Source organism: Variovorax sp. LjRoot290 (genome assembly GCF_964253985.1).
In the GTDB taxonomy this organism is placed as follows: domain Bacteria; phylum Pseudomonadota; class Gammaproteobacteria; order Burkholderiales; family Burkholderiaceae_C; genus Variovorax.
This window is the reverse complement of sequence record NZ_CAXURW020000001.1, coordinates 2,820,736-2,836,784: the sequence shown is the minus strand read 5'-3', so window position 1 is coordinate 2,836,784 and position 16,049 is coordinate 2,820,736. Positions and strand designations below refer to the sequence as shown.

The 16,049-nt window shown below is 67.2% G+C and carries 16 protein-coding genes; 8 read left to right on the top strand and 8 right to left on the bottom strand.

What is annotated here, in order from left to right; genetic code table 11:
• Positions 1 to 3 precede the first annotated feature (3 nt).
• Together ACSQ9A_RS14255 and ACSQ9A_RS14250 are read left to right on the top strand one after the other, a co-directional pair.
• Positions 4 to 954: an alpha/beta hydrolase gene (locus ACSQ9A_RS14255; protein ID WP_436304092.1), complete on the top strand. Its 951-nt coding sequence runs from the start codon at positions 4 to 6 to the stop codon at positions 952 to 954.
• 7 nt (positions 955 to 961) lie between these two features.
• Positions 962 to 1,837, top strand: coding sequence for a YbgC/FadM family acyl-CoA thioesterase (locus ACSQ9A_RS14250; protein WP_436304091.1), 876 nt, complete (start codon positions 962 to 964; stop codon positions 1,835 to 1,837).
• A 10-nt stretch (positions 1,838 to 1,847) separates the two neighbouring features.
• Here ACSQ9A_RS14250 and ACSQ9A_RS14245 read toward each other — a convergent pair whose 3' ends face one another.
• The 7 genes from ACSQ9A_RS14245 to ACSQ9A_RS14215 form a co-directional block, all read right to left on the bottom strand.
• Entirely contained in the window at positions 1,848 to 2,552 is a 705-nt protein-coding gene (locus tag ACSQ9A_RS14245) for an ABC transporter ATP-binding protein (protein WP_436290346.1), read from the bottom strand.
• A 13-nt stretch (positions 2,553 to 2,565) separates the two neighbouring features.
• Positions 2,566 to 3,282, bottom strand: coding sequence for an ATP-binding cassette domain-containing protein (locus tag ACSQ9A_RS14240; protein WP_436304090.1), 717 nt, complete (start codon positions 3,280 to 3,282; stop codon positions 2,566 to 2,568).
• Positions 3,279 to 4,331, bottom strand: coding sequence for a branched-chain amino acid ABC transporter permease (locus ACSQ9A_RS14235; protein WP_436304089.1), 1,053 nt, complete (start codon positions 4,329 to 4,331; stop codon positions 3,279 to 3,281). Before ACSQ9A_RS14235 ends, ACSQ9A_RS14240 begins: the two co-directional genes overlap by 4 nt.
• On the bottom strand, positions 4,328 to 5,194 hold the full coding sequence (locus tag ACSQ9A_RS14230) for an ABC transporter permease subunit (protein WP_436304088.1): 867 nt from the start codon (positions 5,192 to 5,194) through the stop codon (positions 4,328 to 4,330). Before ACSQ9A_RS14230 ends, ACSQ9A_RS14235 begins: the two co-directional genes overlap by 4 nt.
• Positions 5,195 to 5,199: 5 nt before the next feature.
• On the bottom strand, positions 5,200 to 6,426 hold the full coding sequence (locus ACSQ9A_RS14225; RefSeq protein ID WP_436304087.1) for an urea ABC transporter substrate-binding protein: 1,227 nt from the start codon (positions 6,424 to 6,426) through the stop codon (positions 5,200 to 5,202).
• Positions 6,427 to 6,472: 46 nt separating this feature from the next.
• Entirely contained in the window at positions 6,473 to 7,990 is a 1,518-nt protein-coding gene (locus ACSQ9A_RS14220) for an amidase (RefSeq protein ID WP_436304086.1), read from the bottom strand.
• Between the two features lie 123 nt (positions 7,991 to 8,113).
• On the bottom strand, positions 8,114 to 9,193 hold the full coding sequence (locus tag ACSQ9A_RS14215) for a substrate-binding domain-containing protein (RefSeq protein ID WP_436304085.1): 1,080 nt from the start codon (positions 9,191 to 9,193) through the stop codon (positions 8,114 to 8,116).
• Between the two features lie 158 nt (positions 9,194 to 9,351).
• Here ACSQ9A_RS14215 and ACSQ9A_RS14210 point away from each other — a divergent pair, with 158 nt between their 5' ends.
• The 6 genes from ACSQ9A_RS14210 (at position 9,352) to ACSQ9A_RS14185 (ending at position 15,043) form a co-directional block, all read left to right on the top strand.
• Complete coding sequence (locus tag ACSQ9A_RS14210; RefSeq protein WP_436304084.1) at positions 9,352 to 9,783, top strand: MarR family winged helix-turn-helix transcriptional regulator; 432 nt, start codon at positions 9,352 to 9,354, stop codon at positions 9,781 to 9,783.
• 90 nt (positions 9,784 to 9,873) lie between these two features.
• The gene (locus ACSQ9A_RS14205; RefSeq protein WP_436304083.1) at positions 9,874 to 10,602 is read left to right on the top strand and encodes an alpha/beta fold hydrolase; all 729 of its coding nucleotides are present in this window, start codon (positions 9,874 to 9,876) and stop codon (positions 10,600 to 10,602) included.
• Between the two features lie 36 nt (positions 10,603 to 10,638).
• On the top strand, positions 10,639 to 12,000 hold the full coding sequence (locus tag ACSQ9A_RS14200; protein WP_436304082.1) for a cache domain-containing protein: 1,362 nt from the start codon (positions 10,639 to 10,641) through the stop codon (positions 11,998 to 12,000).
• Positions 11,997 to 12,626: a response regulator transcription factor gene (locus tag ACSQ9A_RS14195; RefSeq protein WP_093110104.1), complete on the top strand. Its 630-nt coding sequence runs from the start codon at positions 11,997 to 11,999 to the stop codon at positions 12,624 to 12,626. The genes ACSQ9A_RS14200 and ACSQ9A_RS14195 overlap by 4 nt, the downstream gene beginning before the upstream one ends.
• Before the next feature lie 138 nt (positions 12,627 to 12,764).
• Positions 12,765 to 14,831, top strand: coding sequence for a carbon starvation CstA family protein (locus ACSQ9A_RS14190; protein WP_436304081.1), 2,067 nt, complete (start codon positions 12,765 to 12,767; stop codon positions 14,829 to 14,831).
• Positions 14,828 to 15,043: a YbdD/YjiX family protein gene (locus ACSQ9A_RS14185; protein WP_093110106.1), complete on the top strand. Its 216-nt coding sequence runs from the start codon at positions 14,828 to 14,830 to the stop codon at positions 15,041 to 15,043. Before ACSQ9A_RS14190 ends, ACSQ9A_RS14185 begins: the two co-directional genes overlap by 4 nt.
• 13 nt (positions 15,044 to 15,056) lie before the next feature.
• Here the strand turns inward: ACSQ9A_RS14185 and ygfZ are convergent, their stop codons facing one another.
• Positions 15,057 to 15,980 (bottom strand): CAF17-like 4Fe-4S cluster assembly/insertion protein YgfZ, encoded by a 924-nt coding sequence (ygfZ, locus tag ACSQ9A_RS14180; protein WP_436304080.1) that lies wholly within the window; start codon positions 15,978 to 15,980, stop codon positions 15,057 to 15,059.
• Between the last annotated feature and the right edge of the window lie 69 nt (positions 15,981 to 16,049).

The window sequence follows — 16,049 nt, the reverse complement described above, 5'->3', positions numbered from 1 at the left end:
CCCATGAGCCAAACCCTTGCGCCAACGCTGACTCCCAAGATGACCGGCGTGGTCGACCGGATGGCGCGTGCCCATCAAGCGCCGTTCTACACCCTGACGCCCGTGGAGGCCCGGGCTGCCTACGAGAAGGGCGCCGGCGTGCTCGAGGTGCCGAAGCCGCAACTCGAACGCATCGAAGACTTCACGCTGCCCGCGCGCGACGGCCATGCGCTGCCGGCGCGGCTCTATGCGCCCTCGCGCGCCGTGCTGCCGGTGCTGCTGTTCTTCCACGGCGGCGGCTTCACGGTCGGCAGCGTCGCGACCCACGACACGCTGTGCCGCGTGCTGAGCCAGAAGAGCGGCTGCGCGGTGATCTCGCTCGACTACCGGCTGGCGCCCGCGCACAAGTTCCCGACGGCGTCGAACGACGCATGGGACGCGCTGCAGTTCCTCGCGAAGCAGGCTGGCGAACTGGGCCTCGACGGCACGCGCATCGCGGTCGGCGGCGACAGCGCCGGCGGCACGCTGGCCGCGGTGTGCGCCATCCTTGCGCGCGACGCCGGCTTGCCGCTCGCCTTGCAGATGCTCTTCTATCCGGGCACGACTTCGCACCAGGACACGGCTTCGCACCGGCGCTTCGCCGCCGGCCCGCTGCTCGACGAGCCGCTCATCACCTGGTTCTTCGCCCAGTACCTGAACACGCAGGCCGAGCGCGAGGACTGGCGCTTCGCGCCGCTCAAGGCCGAGGACGTGGACGGCGTCGCACCGGCCTGGATCGGCCTGGCCGAATGCGACCCCGTGGTCGACGAGGGCATCGCCTATGCCGACAAGCTGCGCGCGGCGGGCGTGGCGGTCGATCTGGAGATCTACCGCGGCGTGATCCACGAATTCGTCAAAATGGGCCGCGCCATCCCCGAGGCGCTGCAGGCGCACGCCGACGCGGCCCGCGCATTGAAGGAAGCATTGCAACCATGAGCACCCCATGAGCACCGAGACCCAGCACAAGAAGACCGACTTCCGCTTTTTCCACCGCCTGCGCGTGCGCTGGGCCGAAGTCGACATGCAGAAGATCGTCTTCAACGCCCACTACCTGATGTACTTCGACACCGCCATCGCCGACTACTGGCGCGCGCTGGCGCTGCCCTACGAGGAGGCGATGAATGCGCTCGGCGGCGACCTCTACGTGCGCAAGGCCACCATCGAATTCAACGCCTCCGCACGCGTGGACGACATGCTCGAGGTCGCGATGAAGTGCGTGCGCGTGGGCAATTCGTCGATCGTGTTCCACGGCGGGCTGTTCCGCGGCGACGAGCTGCTGGTGAGCTGCGAGCTGGTCTACGTGTTCGCCGATCCGGCCACGCAGACCTCCAAGCCGGTGCCGCCGCTGCTGCGCGAGATCTTCACCGCCTACGAGGCCGGCGAGACGATGCGCGAGGTCGCGACCGGCAGCTGGGCGCAGCTGGGCGAGGGCGCCGGCGCAGTACGTCGCAGCGTCTTCATCGAGGAGCAGCGCATCCCCAAGGAACTCGAGTGGGACGCGCACGACGAGACCGCCGTGCATGCGGTGGCGCGCAACCGCATCGGCCAGGTGATCGCGACCGGGCGATTGATCGCAGACGCCGATGGCCTGAGCCGCATCGGCCGCATGGCCGTGCACCGCACCCTGCGCAGCGGCGGCCATGGCGCCGCCGTACTGCGCGCGCTCGAGGAAGCTGCCAAGGCGCGCGGCGACCACGAGGTGGCGCTGCACGCGCAACGCAGCGCCGAAGCCTTCTACACGCGGCTCGGCTATCTGCCGCACGGCGAGCCCTTCGAGGAAGCGGGCATCGCGCACATCGAGATGCGACGCAAGCTCTAAAAAAAGCTTCTCAGCCGTGTACGCCGGCGTACTGGCTCATGATCTCCAGGTCGCCCAGGTGCTCGCGCGGAATCTCGCCGCCGATCTGGCCGCGCTTGATGACCAGCACGCGCTGCGAGACCGCGGCGATGAAGTCCAGGTTTTGCTCCACCAGCACGATGGTGAGCTTCATGCGCTTGCGCAGCGAAGCCAGCGTCTCGGCGATCTCTTCGATGATGGACGGCTGGATGCCTTCGGTCGGCTCGTCCAGCAGCAGCAGGCTGGGCTTGCCGGCCAGCGCGCGCGCCAGTGCCAGCAGCTGCTGCTCGCCGCCGGAGAGCGAGCCGCCCGGCCGGTCGAGCAGCGGCTTCAGGCGCGGGAAGTGTTCGAGCAGGGATTCCACATGCGCGAGCGACTTCTCGCCGGTCTTGACCAGGCCCATGCGCAGGTTGTCCATCGCGCTCAGCGTCGGGAAGATCTGGCGGCCCTGCGGCACGTAGGCCATGCCGAGGCGCGCCCGGACGTTGGGCGCCATGCGGGTCACGTCCTCGCCGGTGAATTCGACCGCGCCCGCCGTGGCGTGAAGCGCGCCGATCAACGTGCGCAGCAGCGTGGTCTTGCCCATGCCGTTGTGGCCGAGGATGCCGATCGACTCGCCGGCTGCGATGGACAGCGTGATGTCGTGCAGCACGGGGATTGCGCCGTAACCGGCGCAGAGACCGCGGGTCTTTAGCATGGGCAAACAGGTCCTAGTGCGGTTTCTTGCCGAGGTAGATCTGCTGGATCAGCGGGTCACTCATGATGCGGTCCGGCGAGTCTTCCTTGATGATCGCGCCTTGGTGCAGCACGGTCACCTTCTTCGCGATCATGCGGATGAAGTTCATGTCGTGTTCCACCACCACGAGCGCGTGGCGCTGGTTGATCTCGAGGATGAGTTCGGCCGTGCGCGCCACTTCGCCGTCGCTCATGCCGGCGGCCGGTTCGTCGAGCAGGATCAACGGCGGGTCGGCGGCGATTACCACGCCGATCTCGACCCACTGCCGCAGGCCGTGCGCGAGCACGCCGGCCAGGGCGTCCTTGTAGGCAGTCATGCCGACGCGCTCCAGCGTCTCGCGGGTCACGCGCTCGGCCTGCCGCGCGCTGTTGACGCGGCGCGCCGAGAGCCAGATGTTCTCCCACACGCTCAGGCCGTTGAACAGGCTGGGCACCTGGGTCTTGATGCCGATGCCCAGGCGGCCCGGGTCGTGGGCGCGCATCCTGGAGATGTCCTGTCCGCGGAAGAAGATCTGCCCCGAGCTGGGTTTGACCTGCCCGGTCAGCAGCTTGAAGAAGGTGCTCTTGCCGGCGCCGTTGGGGCCGATCACGCAGCGCAGCTCGGTCTCCGCCAGCGTGAAGTTCACATCACGCGTGGCATGCACGCCGCCGAAGCGCACGTTCAGGTTGCGGGTTTCGATCAGCGGGGTCACGTGCGGGCTTCCTGTGCCTGCGGCAGCGCTTCTTCGCGGTGCGGGCGGCGCGGGCGGCGCTGCAGCAGCCAGTCGATGACCAGGCCGAGGCTAGGCACGATGCCCTTGGGCACCATCAGGACGAACACCATCAGGATGGCGCCGAGCACCAGGTTGGCGTTGAAGGTCTGCTGCGTGCCGATCTGCGTGGTCAGCCACTGGATCGCGACGCAGCCGACCACCGGGCCGATCAGCGTGCCGAGGCCGCCGACGATGACCCAGATGATGATCTGCGCCGACTGCGCGAGGCCGAAGATCGTCGGGCTGGTGAACGCGCCCCAGTTGGCGAACAGGCAGCCCGCCAGCCCGGCGATGGCGCCGCCCAGCGTGAAGGCGAAGAGCTTGTAGGCGCGGGCGTCGTAGCCCAGCAGCAGCACGCGCTGCTCGTTCTCCTTGCTGGCGATGATCACGCGGCCGATCTTGGAACTGATCAGCACGCGCAGTCCGAGGTAGACCACCAGCAGCGCCGCCATCGACAGGTTGAACATGCCGCGCGGCGTGATGACTTCGTCGAGGTTGCCCGGCGCGTTGAGCGGCGGGATCGCCGGGATGCCGTTGAAGCCGCCGAGCGGCGCGCTGCCGATCTTCCATTCCGGCCCTGCGGTGGAGTTGATCAGGTTGAACAGGATCAGCGTCACGGTCAGCGTGATCACGCCCATGTAGACGTCGGACAGCCTGCCGTAGAAGATCACGTAGCCCAGCAGCGCGGCGAACAGCGCCGGCAGCACGATGGCCAGCAGAAAGGGCACGCTGCTGTCGCCCATGTTGATGACCGCGATCGCATAGACGTATGCGCCCAGGCCGAAGAAGGCCGCCTGCCCGAAGCAAAGGATGCCGCCGAAGCCCCAGATGAAGCCCAGGCTCACGCCGAGGATCGACATCACGACGTAGATCGTGACCTGCAGCAGCATGAAGTCGTCCAGCACGCCGGGCAGCCCGAACAGCAGCGCGATGCCGATCAGCAGGCAGGCTGCCGCGCTCACCCACGATTGAGCGAATTTCTGGCTCACAGCGATCCCTTGAAGAAGCGTCCGGTGATGCCCTGCGGCAGCAGGCGCAGCATGACGATGGCGGCCAGCAGCAAAGCCACTTCGCCGATGACCGGCGTGGCGAGGAAGGTGCTGACCTGGTTGATGAAGCCGAACAGCGTGGAGGCGCTCACGAGGCCGGCCAAGATGGCCGGGCCGCCGCCGATCACGGTGATGAAGGCCTTGGCGACAAAGGCCGCGCCCATGGTCGGTACCACGCCGGTCAGCGGCGCCATCAGTCCGCCGGCCAGGCCGGACAGCGCCGCGCCCACCGCGAAGGTCACCGAGTAGACCTTGCTCGGGCTGATGCCCAGCGCATCGGCCATGGCGGGGTTCTGCATGGTGCCGCGCGCGATCAGGCCGAGCTGGGTGCGCGTGAGCACCCAGCGCAGCGCCGCCGCCAGCACCGCGGCCACCGCGATGATCACCAGCGTGTAGCCGCTCACCGAGTAGCTGCCGATCATGAAGCTGCCGAGCGGCGCCGACACTCCCGCCGTGGTGTTGCCGGCGATCGAGGTGACGATGCCCACCAGCAGCAGCGACAGGCCCCAGGTGGCCAGCATCGTGTCCACCATGCGGCCGTACAGGTGCCGGATGAAGAGGCGCTCCAGCACGATGCCGATCAACCCGACCGCGATCGGTGCCACCACCAGCACCGCGATCCAGAGGTTGATGCCGAGCCCGATCGACCAGATGGTGCCGTAGGCCCCCAGCATCATGAATTCGCCGTGGGCCAGATTGATCACCCGCATCATCCCGAAGATGACCGCCAGCCCGGCGGAGATGATCACCAGGCTGGCGACGGCATAGAGCACCTGTACGGCGACGACAGCGACAAGATCCATGGCACTCAGAGCTTGATCACGTACTGCTGGTTGTCCTTCGGGTTCTTCACGAGGTTGCAGACCGCGCTGGTGTCGCTTGGCTGCTGCTGCTCGAACGTCTTGACGATCTCCAGCTGCTTGTTCTTGACCTCGGCGATGCTCACGTTGAGCACGCAGTGGTGGGTGGCCGGATCGAGCGAGACCTTGCCGCTGGGCCCCTGGATCGAGATGCCGGATTCGAGCGCGTCGAGCAGCTTGTTGCGGTCCAGCGTGCCGGCCTTCCTGACGCCCTCGGCCCAGAGCTTGAAGCCCTGGTAGGTGCCCATCGCGAGCTCGGTGATGTTGGGGTAGTCCTTCCCGAAGCGCTTGTAGAAGCGCTCCTTGAAGGCCTTGTTGTCGGGCGAGTCGAGGTTCTGGAAGTAGTTGTAGGAGACCAGGAAGCCGTCGGTTTCGGCCGGCGACAGCACGATGTGCTCGTTGCCGCCGGCAAAGGTGGTGGAGGCCAGCGGAATCTTCTTCTGCAGCCCGGCCGCGGCCCATTGGCGATAGAACGAGATGTGCGCGCCGCCCACCAGCGCCGACACCACCATGTCGGGCTTGGCGGCCTCGATCTTGGAGATGGTCGGGCCGAAGTTGGTCACGTCGAGCGGAAAGAAATCGATGGAAGCCACCGAGCCGCCGTTGTCCTGCACGAACTTCTTCACCCACTGCGAGGTGATCTGGCCGTAGTTGTAGTCGGCCGCGACCACGTAGACTTTCTTGCCCCACTTGGACATCGCATAGGGCACCAGCTTGGCGACCGTCTGCGCCGGCGTCACGCCGGTGCAGAAGGTGTTGCGGTCGCACACGCCGCCTTCGTACTGCGTGTTGTAGAAGTAGACGGTGCGGTAGCGGTCCAGCACCGGGCGGATCACCTCGCGCGAGGCCGAGGTGATGCCGCCGTGCAGCACCGCGACCTTGTCCTTCAGCGCCGCCTGCTGCGCGAACTGCGCGTACATCTGCATGTTCGACTGCGGGTCGTAGCTCATCAGCTTGAGCTTCTTGCCAAGCAGGCCGCCGGCGGCGTTCTGCTCCTCAACGGCCAGCGTCAGGCAGTCCGCCATGGGCTTGCCGTAGATGTCCAGCCCGCCCGACAGGTCGTGGATGCTGCCGATCAGCATCTCGTCGGCGGCCAGCGCGGCCAGCGGAAGCAGGGGGCCGGTGGTGCCGGCCAGGGTCAGGCCGGAGGCCTTGATGAAGGAACGTCGGTCCATGGTGCTTGAACTCCAGGCAATGAGTAAAGAGTGGGAAGCAGGGGGATCAGATCGACTTCCAGTCACCAGCCTGCTCGAAGGCATAGGCGGCGCGGTAGATCGTGGCCTCGTCGTAGTGCTTCGCGACCAGCTGCATGCCGACCGGCAGGCCGTCGACCAGGCCGCAGGGCAGGCTCATCGCGGGGTGGCCGGTGATGTCGAACGCGCAGGTGTTGGGCAGGACCTCGAAGGCGCGCTGGATCACTTCCTCGATCGGCGCGCCCGGCTTCGGGATCGGCGTCGAGGTGATGGGCAGCGTCGGCATCAGCAGCAGGTCGACGTCCGCCAAGGCGGCGTCGTAGGCCTGCGCGAGCTGGCGCGACAGGTTCTGGGCCTTGGCGTAGTAGTGGCCGCGATAGTGCTTGATGAAGTATTCGCCGAGGATCATCGTGATCTTGAGCGTCTCGGACAGCTCGTCGGCACGCTCCTTCCAGCCAGCGTGATGGTCGACCATGCTGGTGACGTAGAGGCCCTTCCAGTTGAAGCCGTGGCCGTTGTCTTTCATCATCTGCTGCGTCGCGCCTTCGGCGGCGATCGGCAGCCAGATGGCCGGACCCACGCTGTGCATCGGCACCGAGATCTCCGACACGCTGGCGCCGAGGCGGGTGAACCATTGGGCGGCCTTGCGGACCTTGTCGTTGACCGCTTCGCTGGATTGCGGCCATCCGAAACCTTCGGTGACGATGCCGATCTTCAGGCCCTTCACGCCTTCCTTCATCAGTTCGGTGTAGGGCTTCGCCGTCTGGCCCGCATGCTGGCGCGGGTCGAGCCCGTCGGGGCCGGCGAGGACTTCGAGCATCAATGCGTTGTCGCTCACGCTGGCCGTCATCGGCCCGGTGTGGTCGATCGTCAGTTCGATCGGCATCACACCGGTGTAGGGCACCAGGCCGTGCGTGGCCTTCATGCCGTAGATGCCGCAGAACGAGGCCGGCATGCGAATCGAGCCGCCCTGGTCGCCGCCGATCGCCATGTCGACCTCGCCGGCGGCGACCAGGGCGGCCGAGCCCGACGAGGAGCCGCCCGCCGAGTAGCCCATGCGATGCGGGTTGTGCACCGGGCCGGTGGCGCTGGTGTGGGAGCCGCCGGAGAAGCAGAAGTACTCGCAGACCGCCTTGCCGACGATGGTGGCGCCGGCGTCGAGCAGCCGGGTCGCGACCGTGGCGTCCACATTCGGCACATAGCCTTCGAAGGTCGACGCGCCATTCATCATCGGCACGCCGGCCAGGCAGACGTTGTCCTTGAGCACGACCGTCCTGCCCAGCAGCTTGCCGCTGGCGGCGCCCCTGACGGTGGTCTTCACATACCACGCGCCGTACTTGTTTTCTTCGCCCGTCGGGCGGTAGCCGGGCGTGCGGGCATAGCTCACCTGCGGCAGGAAATCGGGCATCTCGTCGACTACGTCGTAGGCGTCGAAGTTGCCTTGCAACAGGGTGTTGTAGGTGCTCAGTTGCTCGGGCGAGAGATGGATGCCGAGATCCAGGGCGACCTGGTCGAGCTGGGCGAGGGTGGGGCGTTTGACTGCCATGGCGGGACTCCGTGAATAAGACGTCGATCGGCAGTCAGTGTGGGAGATTTTATTTTCCTGGTCAAGCATTTTGCTTGCCTTGGAAAATAAAAAAGGGATCGGAATCCCTCTGTGGCACGTTATTCAAAGGCGCGCGATCACCTTGTAGTGGTGGCCTTCGGCCTGGGCGAGATAGATCGGCACCTTGCAGGCCTGTCCGCCGGCGTACACGGCGCCGCGCGCGCTGCGGTAGTGAAAGGGCTCATCGCCCAGACGGCGGAAATCGGTCCAGGGCGCGGCCTCGCGCCCCAGCAGTTCCGCGAGGAAGTGCACCCCTTCATAGGTCGACTGGCCGAAGGTGTTCAGCGTCGGCGCGCGTTCGCCGAAATGGCCGTAGTAGCGCTCCTTGAATGCGAGGTTGTCGTCGGTGTCGAGCGTGGCGAAGTAGCCGCAGGCGACATAGAGGTTGTCGGTGTTGTCGGCGCCGATTCCCAGCAGTTCGTTCTCGCCGATGGCGCAGGACAGCCGCACCATGTCGCGCGCCAGCCCTTCGCGCCCGAAGGCCCGGTTGAACTCGATCGCGTCCTGGCCGATCAGCGAGAGCAGCACCGCATCCGCACGGCTTCGGCGCAACTGCGACAACACCTCCGCGTAGTCGCTGGTGCCCAGGGGCAGGTACCTTTCGCCCACCACCGTGCCGCCCGTCTCGGCGACGTAGTCGCGGGCCATCGCATGCGACACATGCGGCCACACGTAGTCGTTGCCGATGAACATCCAGCGCTTTGGCCGCTGGTGCCGGCCCAGCCATGCGATGGCCGGACGCAGTTGGCTCGCCGTGGTCTCGCCGATGGCAAACACCCCGGGCGTGTGTTCCCCGCCTTCGTACAAGGGCGTGTAGACGAAGGGTAGCTGTCCGCCGACTGCCGCCAGGATGCGTTGCCGCACGGCGCTGGTGTGCATGCCGATCAGCGCATCGACATCGTCGTTTTCCACCAGCTCCAGAAGCGTGCGCTCGAGGTCCGGCGCATCGTCCGCCGCGTTGATGGTCAGCAGCTGGCAGGCCTGGCCGTTGATGCCGGCGCGCTGGTTGAGCTCGGCGACAGCCAGCCGCGCCGATGCCAGGGCGGAAGGCCCCCAGATGCCCACCGTTCCGCCCAAGGGGACGCACAGGGCGATGCGCAGATCATGCTGCGGTGGCCTGCGCGGGCGTGCGGCGAATCCCATCGGGCCCGGACTTGCGGATATTGACGCCATGAGTTGCTCCAGGGGGTGCACCAAGATGGCGCCGGATGACCAAACGCCACGCAGCATGCACCGATCCTTTCCAAGGAAATAGATCGGTCCTAAAATAAGCGCCTGCGTTCCGACTCGATGCACTAACCATGCCCACTGAAAACATCTCCAGTTACCTGGCATTCCTGCTGGCCTCGGCCAACCGGCAGATGCGCATCGGCCTGGCACAATCCATCGCCGCCGAAGAAGTGACCGAAGAGCACTGGCGCATCCTCCAAGTCCTGTCGGACGAAAGAGGGCGTTCGATGGGCGAGCTGGCGCAGGCGGTGCTTCTGAACCATCCGGCGCTGACCAAGAACATCGACAAGCTGGTCAACCGCGGCCTGGTGCTGCGCGCCGCCGACAGTGTGGACAGCCGCAAGGTCGTTGTCTACATCAGCGATCTGGGCCTGGAGACCGTGGCGCGGCTCAAGGCCAGCGTGGATGCTCATCATGGGGCCATCGAGGAAGCACTGGGCCCGCGCAAGACACAGCAGCTCAAGCGGCTGCTGGAGCAGTTCATCGAGGATTCGGCTTCCTGAGCGGCGCAGACCACGCTGCCGGGAATACCCCGTGGCAGGTGGTCCGTTCACCAACCAATATTCCGGCTTCCTTTTCTTCGAGGATTCAGCATGGCCAATTTCGTTCTGGTTCATGGCGCCTGGCATGGCGGCTGGTGTTGGCGCGAGACGGCGCAGGCATTGCGCGCGGCCGGGCATACGGTGTTCACGCCCACGCACACCGGCGTCGGCGAGCGCTTCCACCAGTCGGCGGAAAACATCACGCTCGAGACGCACATCCGCGACGTCTGCGGCTGCATCGAATGGGAAGAGCTGCAGGACGTGATCCTGGTCGGCCACTCGTACGGCGGCATGGTCATCACCGGCGTGGCCGACCGCATGAGCGACAAGGTGCGTTCGCTGGTCTACCTCGATGCCTTCGTGCCCGAGAACGGCGACTCGCTCAACGGCCTGCTGTCGAAGGCGCTCGCGCCCGAAGTGGCGGCGCAGTTCCTGGGCGCTTTTCGCGGCACGGCGCTGTCCGGCAACAGCGGGCTGATGCAGCCGATTCCGGCCGAAGCGTTCAACATCGCGCAGGGCAACCGTGACCGCGTCGACCGCCTGTGCCGGCCGCAGGCGCTGGCGACCTTCGAGATGCCGCTGCTGCTCACCGGCGCCGTCGACACGATGGCGAGCCGGCTCTACATCCTGGCCGATGGCTGGGATCCGAGTCCGTTCCGCTATTTCGCGGCCAAGGTCGATGGCGCGGCCGGCTGGCGTGTCCTGAAGATGCCGGTCAGCCACGACGTGATGGTCGACATGCCGAATGAACTCGCCGCGGAACTTCTGAAACTGGCTTGAAAGCGCGAGCGACAGGGGTGGTAGTCTTGCCGCCCCATGAATCTCCGCACCAAGATCGTTGCGCTCGCCGTCGCGCCGCTCCTGATCGCGCTGGTGCTGGTGGCGCTCGCAGTGCGCCACCAGGAGCGCGACCTGGCACAGCGTGAACGCGCCCTGATCGAGCAGACCTACATGGCACAGCGGCGCAGCGAACTGCGCAGCTATGTCGAACTGGCCCTCAGCACCGTGCGGCCGCTGTACGACGCAGGGCTGGACGACGAGGCGACGCGCACCGAGGCCCTGCGCCGGCTTGCCGCGCTCGACTACGGCGACGACGGCTACTTCTTCGTCTACGACCTGCAGGGCCGCTCGCTCATGCACTCGCGCCAGCCCGACCTGGTCGGCCGGAACCTGTGGGAGCTGCGCGATTCGCAGGGGCGCTTCACGATCCAGGACCTGCTCGCGCGGGCCCGCGCAGGCGGCGGCTACGTCGAGTACCAGTGGCGCAAGCCCTCGAGCGCGCAGACCGCGCCCAAGCTCGGCTACGTGACGGCGCTGCCGCGCTGGAACTGGATGGTCGGCACCGGCCTGTACCTCGACGACATCGAGGCGACGATGCAGACGTTGGACCGGCAGGTGAGCCTCAACGTGACCACCACCATGCTGTGGATCGCCGGCATCGCCGCGCTGTGCCTGGGTGTGGTGAGCGCCACCGGCCTGCTGCTGAACCTGAGCGAGCACCGCATCGCCGAAGCCAAGCTGCGGCTCCTGGCGCGCCAGGTCGTGCAGTCGCAGGAAGAGGAGCGTGGCCATCTCGCGCGCGAGCTGCACGACGGCACCAGCCAGACGCTGGTGTCGGCCAAGCTCTTGATCGAATCGGCCGTCGATGCGCTGGAGCGCGCGCAGCAGAACGCGCCGCCGGCGCTCGGTAAAGCCCTGCAGCGGCTCAACGAGTCGCTCGCCGAAGTGCGGCGCATCTCGCACCGGCTGCGGCCGGCCTTGCTCGACACGCTGGGGCTGCCGGCCGCGCTCGAGCGGCTTGCGGCCGAGTTCGGCGAGGAGGGCGCTGTCCATGCGGCGGTCGCCGTCGAAGGCTTGCCGCGCGAGCTGACGGAGGAAGTGAAGACCGCACTGTTCCGCGTGACGCAGGAAGCATTGACCAACGTGCGCAAGCACGCGCAGGCGCGGCAGGTGCGCATCGCGCTCGATTTCTCGGACGATCGCGTGCGGCTCGAGGTGGCCGACGACGGCGTCGGCTTCGACGTGGAAGCCATGCAACTGGACCCGAAGCGCGGCATCGGGCTGCGCAACATGCGCGAGCGCGTGGCCTCGGTCGGTGGACGGCTCGAAATGCGATCCGGCAGCGGCGGAACGACCATCGTGGCCGATGTGCCGGCGCACAGCCTGGAGCTCGCATGACGCAGCCATCCGCGGTTCGCCTGTTCCTCGTCGACGACCATCCACTGGTGCGCGACGGCCTGCGCGCGCGCCTCGATCCGCTGCCGGGCATCGAGATCGTCGGCGAAGCCGGCAGCGCCGCCGAAGCCCTGGTGCTGATCGAGCGACTGCAGCCCGATCTCGTGCTGGCCGATGTCGGCATGAAGGACATGAACGGCATCGAGCTCGCGGCTTTGCTGCAGCAGCGGCAGCCCGCGGTGCGCGTGGTGATGCTCAGCATGTACGACAACCCCGAGTACGTGCAGCAGGCCCTGCAGGCCGGCGCGCGCGGCTATGTGCTGAAGGATGCACCGGCGGCCGAGATCGTCGCCGCCATCGATGCGGTCTCGGCCGGCGGCACTTTCCTGAGCCCGGCTGTTTCGCAGCGGCTGTTCCGCAACCAGGCGCCCAAGCCGCTGCTCACGCCGCGCGAGAGCGAGATCCTGTCGGCGCTGGGCCGCGGCCAGTCGAGCAAGCAGATCGCGCGCGAGCTGGGCTTGAGCGTGCGCACGATCGAGGCGCACCGCCAGAGCATCAAACGCCGGCTCGGCATCGAAGGGCAGGCCGAGCTGATCAAGTACGCGGTGGAGCACGCACGCATCAAATAGCTCTCCCCCAGGCTTGGTGTTCCTGGAACTAGGGTTTCCCATTACGCAATGCCACGTGGGCGATCCGCGCGGTGTGACGGATGCCGGCGCGGCCAAGGCTCGCCAAACTCCCGGGGTTCAAATCAAGGAGACATCCGCATGCACAGCATCCGCCGCCACCTGGTGTGGCTCGTCGTGGCCGTGATCGGCGCATTCGCGCTGGGAACCGTGGCACTGGCCCGCGGCGAGGCGATCAGCGCCTTGTGGGTCGTGATCGCAGCGATCTGCACCTACCTAATCGCGTACCGCTACTACAGCCTCTTCATCGCCGAGCGCGTGCTCCGTCTGGACGGCAATCGCAAGACGCCGGCACATCGCCACAACGACGGGCTCGACTACGTGCCGACCGACAAGAACGTGCTGTTCGGCCACCACTTCGCGGCCATCGCGGGTGCCGGTCCGCTGGTCGGGCCGGTGCTCGCCGCGCAGATGGGCTACCTGCCGGGCCTGCTGTGGATCTTGGCCGGCGTGGTGTTCGCCGGCGCGGTGCAGGACTTCATCGTGCTCTTCATCTCGACGCGGCGCGACGGCCGCTCGCTCGGAGACCTGATCAAGCAGGAGATGGGCACGGTGCCGGGCCTGATCGCGCTCTTCGGCACCTTCATGATCATGATCATCATCCTCGCGGTGCTGGCGCTGATCGTGGTCAAGGCGCTGGCCGAATCGCCGTGGGGCACCTTCACGGTGGCGGCCACGATTCCGGTCGCGGTCTTCATGGGCGTCTACCTGCGCTACATCCGGCCGGGGCGCATCGGCGAGATCTCGGTGATCGGCTTCGTGCTCTTGATGCTGGCGATCTTCGGCGGCCAGGCGGTGGCGCAGAGCGCGACCTGGGCGCCGCTCTTCACCTTCGACGGCAAGGCGCTGACCTGGATGCTGATCGGCTACGGCTTCATCGCCGCCAGCCTGCCGGTGTGGCTGCTGCTGGCGCCGCGCGACTACCTCTCGACCTTCCTGAAGATCGGCACCATCGTCGCGCTGGCGATCGGCATCGTCTTCGTCGCGCCGACGCTGCAGATGCCTGCCATCACGCAGTTCGCTCAAGGCAATGGTCCGGTGTGGTCGGGCAGCCTGTTTCCCTTCCTCTTCATCACCATCGCCTGCGGCGCGGTGTCGGGATTCCATGCGCTGATCTCCTCGGGCACCACGCCGAAGATGCTCGACAACGAGCGCCATGCACGCTTCATCGGCTATGGCGGCATGCTGGCCGAGTCCTTCGTCGCGGTGATGGCGCTGGTGGCCGCCGCCTGCATCGAGCCGGGCGTCTATTTCGCGATGAACAGCCCGGCCGCACTGGTCGGCAACACGCCGGCGGCGGTGGCGCAGACCATTTCGAGCTGGGGCTTCGTGATCACGCCCGAGATGCTGGTCCAGACCGCGAAGGACGTGGGCGAAAGCACCATCCTCGGCCGCGCCGGCGGTGCGCCGACGCTCGCGGTGGGCATGGCGCACATCCTGCACCAGGCCATCGGCGGGCCGGCCATGATGGCCTTCTGGTACCACTTCGCGATCCTGTTCGAGGCGCTGTTCATCCTGACCGCGGTGGATGCGGGCACGCGTGCCGGGCGCTTCATGCTGCAGGACCTGCTGGGCAGCTTCGTGCCGGCGTTGAAGCGCACCGACTCGATGGTCGCCAACCTGATCGCGACCTTCCTCTGCGTCGGCGCCTGGGGCTACTTCCTCTACCAGGGCGTGGTCGATCCGCTGGGCGGCATCAACACGCTGTGGCCGCTGTTCGGTATCTCCAACCAGATGCTGGCCGCGGTGGCGCTGATGCTGGGCGTGGTGGTGCTGTTTCGCATGAAGCGCGAACGCTACGCCTGGGTCGCGATCCTGCCGGCCGCCTGGCTGCTGGTGTGCACGCTGACGGCGGGCTGGCAGAAGATTTTCTCGGCGGACCCCAAGGTCGGCTTCCTGTCCCATGCCGCGAAGTACGCCGACGGGCTGGCGCAGGGCGTGCTGATCGCGCCGGCCAAAACGCCCGAGGCCATGGCGCGCATCGTCTTCAACGACCGGCTCGACGCCGGGCTGTGCGCGCTCTTCATCTTCGTGGTGCTGAGCGTGCTGTTCTACAGCGTGCGTGCCTGTCTTGCGGCGCGCGCGGCCCACAAGCCGACCGCGCGCGAGACGCCCTTCGAGCCGCTGGCGCCGTCGGCCGCCGCATGAGAACGGCGAGCGCCACCTTGCCGGAAGCCGGGCGCTATCTCGCGCGCTCGCTCGGCGCCACGCTGCGCCTGATGGTGGGCTTGCCGGACTACGACGCCTACCTGAGCCACATGGAACGCACGCATCCGGAGCAGGCGCCGATGAGCTACGAGGCCTTCTTCCGCGAACGTCAACAGGCCCGCTACGGCAGCGGCAGGGGGCGCTGCTGCTGACGAGGCCGCGGCCTCAGATGTCTTCGAGCAGCGGGTAGGGCAGGGGCTCGACCGTGAGCGCCGGTCCGTCGGGCGCGCCCGCGCGCAGGCCGCCCGCATCGAGCGCCGCGATCTGGATCGAGATCAGCGCGGCCGACCCGCCGCCCGGCGCCGGCGCGGCCTGCGCCACGGTGCCGACCGGCTGCTCCGGATCGTTGGCGGCAAAGACCTCCTGGCCCGCGGCGATCGGTGCATCGGCCTGCACGAGGTAGGTGCGGCGCTTCAGCGTGCCGCGGAACTGGCTGCGCGCCACCACCTCCTGGCCCGGGTAGCAGCCCTTCTTGAAGTTCACGCCGCCGACCGATTCGTAGTTGAGCATCTGCGGCACGAAGGTTTCGACGATCGGCGTGCTCAGGGTGACGATGCCGCTGCGCACTTCGCTCCATTGCCACAGCGCGAGGTCGAGGGCAGCGCCCTCGGGCGCGGCGCTGCCGGCCGGCGCGATCCAGAACGCACGCGGAATGCCGTCGGACGGATAGAGCGAAACCACATTGGCGTCGCCGATCTGACTGCAACGGCCCGGCACCGCGCCGGCATCGACGCCATTGGCGGTCAGCGCAGTCCCGGCCAGGCCGTAGAGCGCAAACTCCTCGCTGGCATCGCTGAGCTTGACCTTGGCGCGCAGCACGAACATCGAAAGCCGCTTCAGGGTGACGGCAAGGATGTCGCGGCTCACGGCCAGCAGCACGCGCTCGGGCTCGGGCCGGATGCCGATGAAGCTCGCGATCATGCGGCCCTTGGCCGTGCAAAGCGCGGCCAGGCGCGCTTCGGAAGCGCCGAGCAGTGCGAAGTCCTGGGTCAGCTGGCCATTGAGGAAGTTGGCGGCTTCGGGGCCCTCGGCGCGAATCACGCCGAGGTGGGAGAGGGCTGTTACGCCATTCAGAACGACTGAGGTCATCGCTGAATTATCATGGTCGGCCTCGTCCCGTTCAGTCCGCAGGGCTACCCCGCGTCTCTTCCTCTCCGT

Excerpts from the sequence above, each read along its gene's own strand:
- ACSQ9A_RS14225 (WP_436304087.1), bottom strand. The coding sequence starts at position 6,426 with ATGGACCGACGTTCCTTCATCAAGGCCTCCGGCCTGACCCTGGCCGGC.
- ygfZ (WP_436304080.1), bottom strand. The coding sequence starts at position 15,980 with ATGACCTCAGTCGTTCTGAATGGCGTAACAGCCCTCTCCCACCTCGGC.
- ACSQ9A_RS14215 (WP_436304085.1), bottom strand. The coding sequence starts at position 9,193 with ATGGGATTCGCCGCACGCCCGCGCAGGCCACCGCAGCATGATCTGCGC.
- ACSQ9A_RS14200 (WP_436304082.1), top strand. The coding sequence starts at position 10,639 with ATGAATCTCCGCACCAAGATCGTTGCGCTCGCCGTCGCGCCGCTCCTG.
- ACSQ9A_RS14245 (WP_436290346.1), bottom strand. The coding sequence starts at position 2,552 with ATGCTAAAGACCCGCGGTCTCTGCGCCGGTTACGGCGCAATCCCCGTG.
- ACSQ9A_RS14255 (WP_436304092.1), top strand. The coding sequence starts at position 4 with ATGAGCCAAACCCTTGCGCCAACGCTGACTCCCAAGATGACCGGCGTG.
- ACSQ9A_RS14250 (WP_436304091.1), top strand. The coding sequence starts at position 962 with ATGAGCACCGAGACCCAGCACAAGAAGACCGACTTCCGCTTTTTCCAC.
- ACSQ9A_RS14220 (WP_436304086.1), bottom strand. The coding sequence starts at position 7,990 with ATGGCAGTCAAACGCCCCACCCTCGCCCAGCTCGACCAGGTCGCCCTG.
- ACSQ9A_RS14195 (WP_093110104.1), top strand. The coding sequence starts at position 11,997 with ATGACGCAGCCATCCGCGGTTCGCCTGTTCCTCGTCGACGACCATCCA.
- ACSQ9A_RS14190 (WP_436304081.1), top strand. The coding sequence starts at position 12,765 with ATGCACAGCATCCGCCGCCACCTGGTGTGGCTCGTCGTGGCCGTGATC.
- ACSQ9A_RS14210 (WP_436304084.1), top strand. The coding sequence starts at position 9,352 with ATGCCCACTGAAAACATCTCCAGTTACCTGGCATTCCTGCTGGCCTCG.
- ACSQ9A_RS14205 (WP_436304083.1), top strand. The coding sequence starts at position 9,874 with ATGGCCAATTTCGTTCTGGTTCATGGCGCCTGGCATGGCGGCTGGTGT.
- ACSQ9A_RS14185 (WP_093110106.1), top strand. The coding sequence starts at position 14,828 with ATGAGAACGGCGAGCGCCACCTTGCCGGAAGCCGGGCGCTATCTCGCG.
- ACSQ9A_RS14230 (WP_436304088.1), bottom strand. The coding sequence starts at position 5,194 with ATGGATCTTGTCGCTGTCGTCGCCGTACAGGTGCTCTATGCCGTCGCC.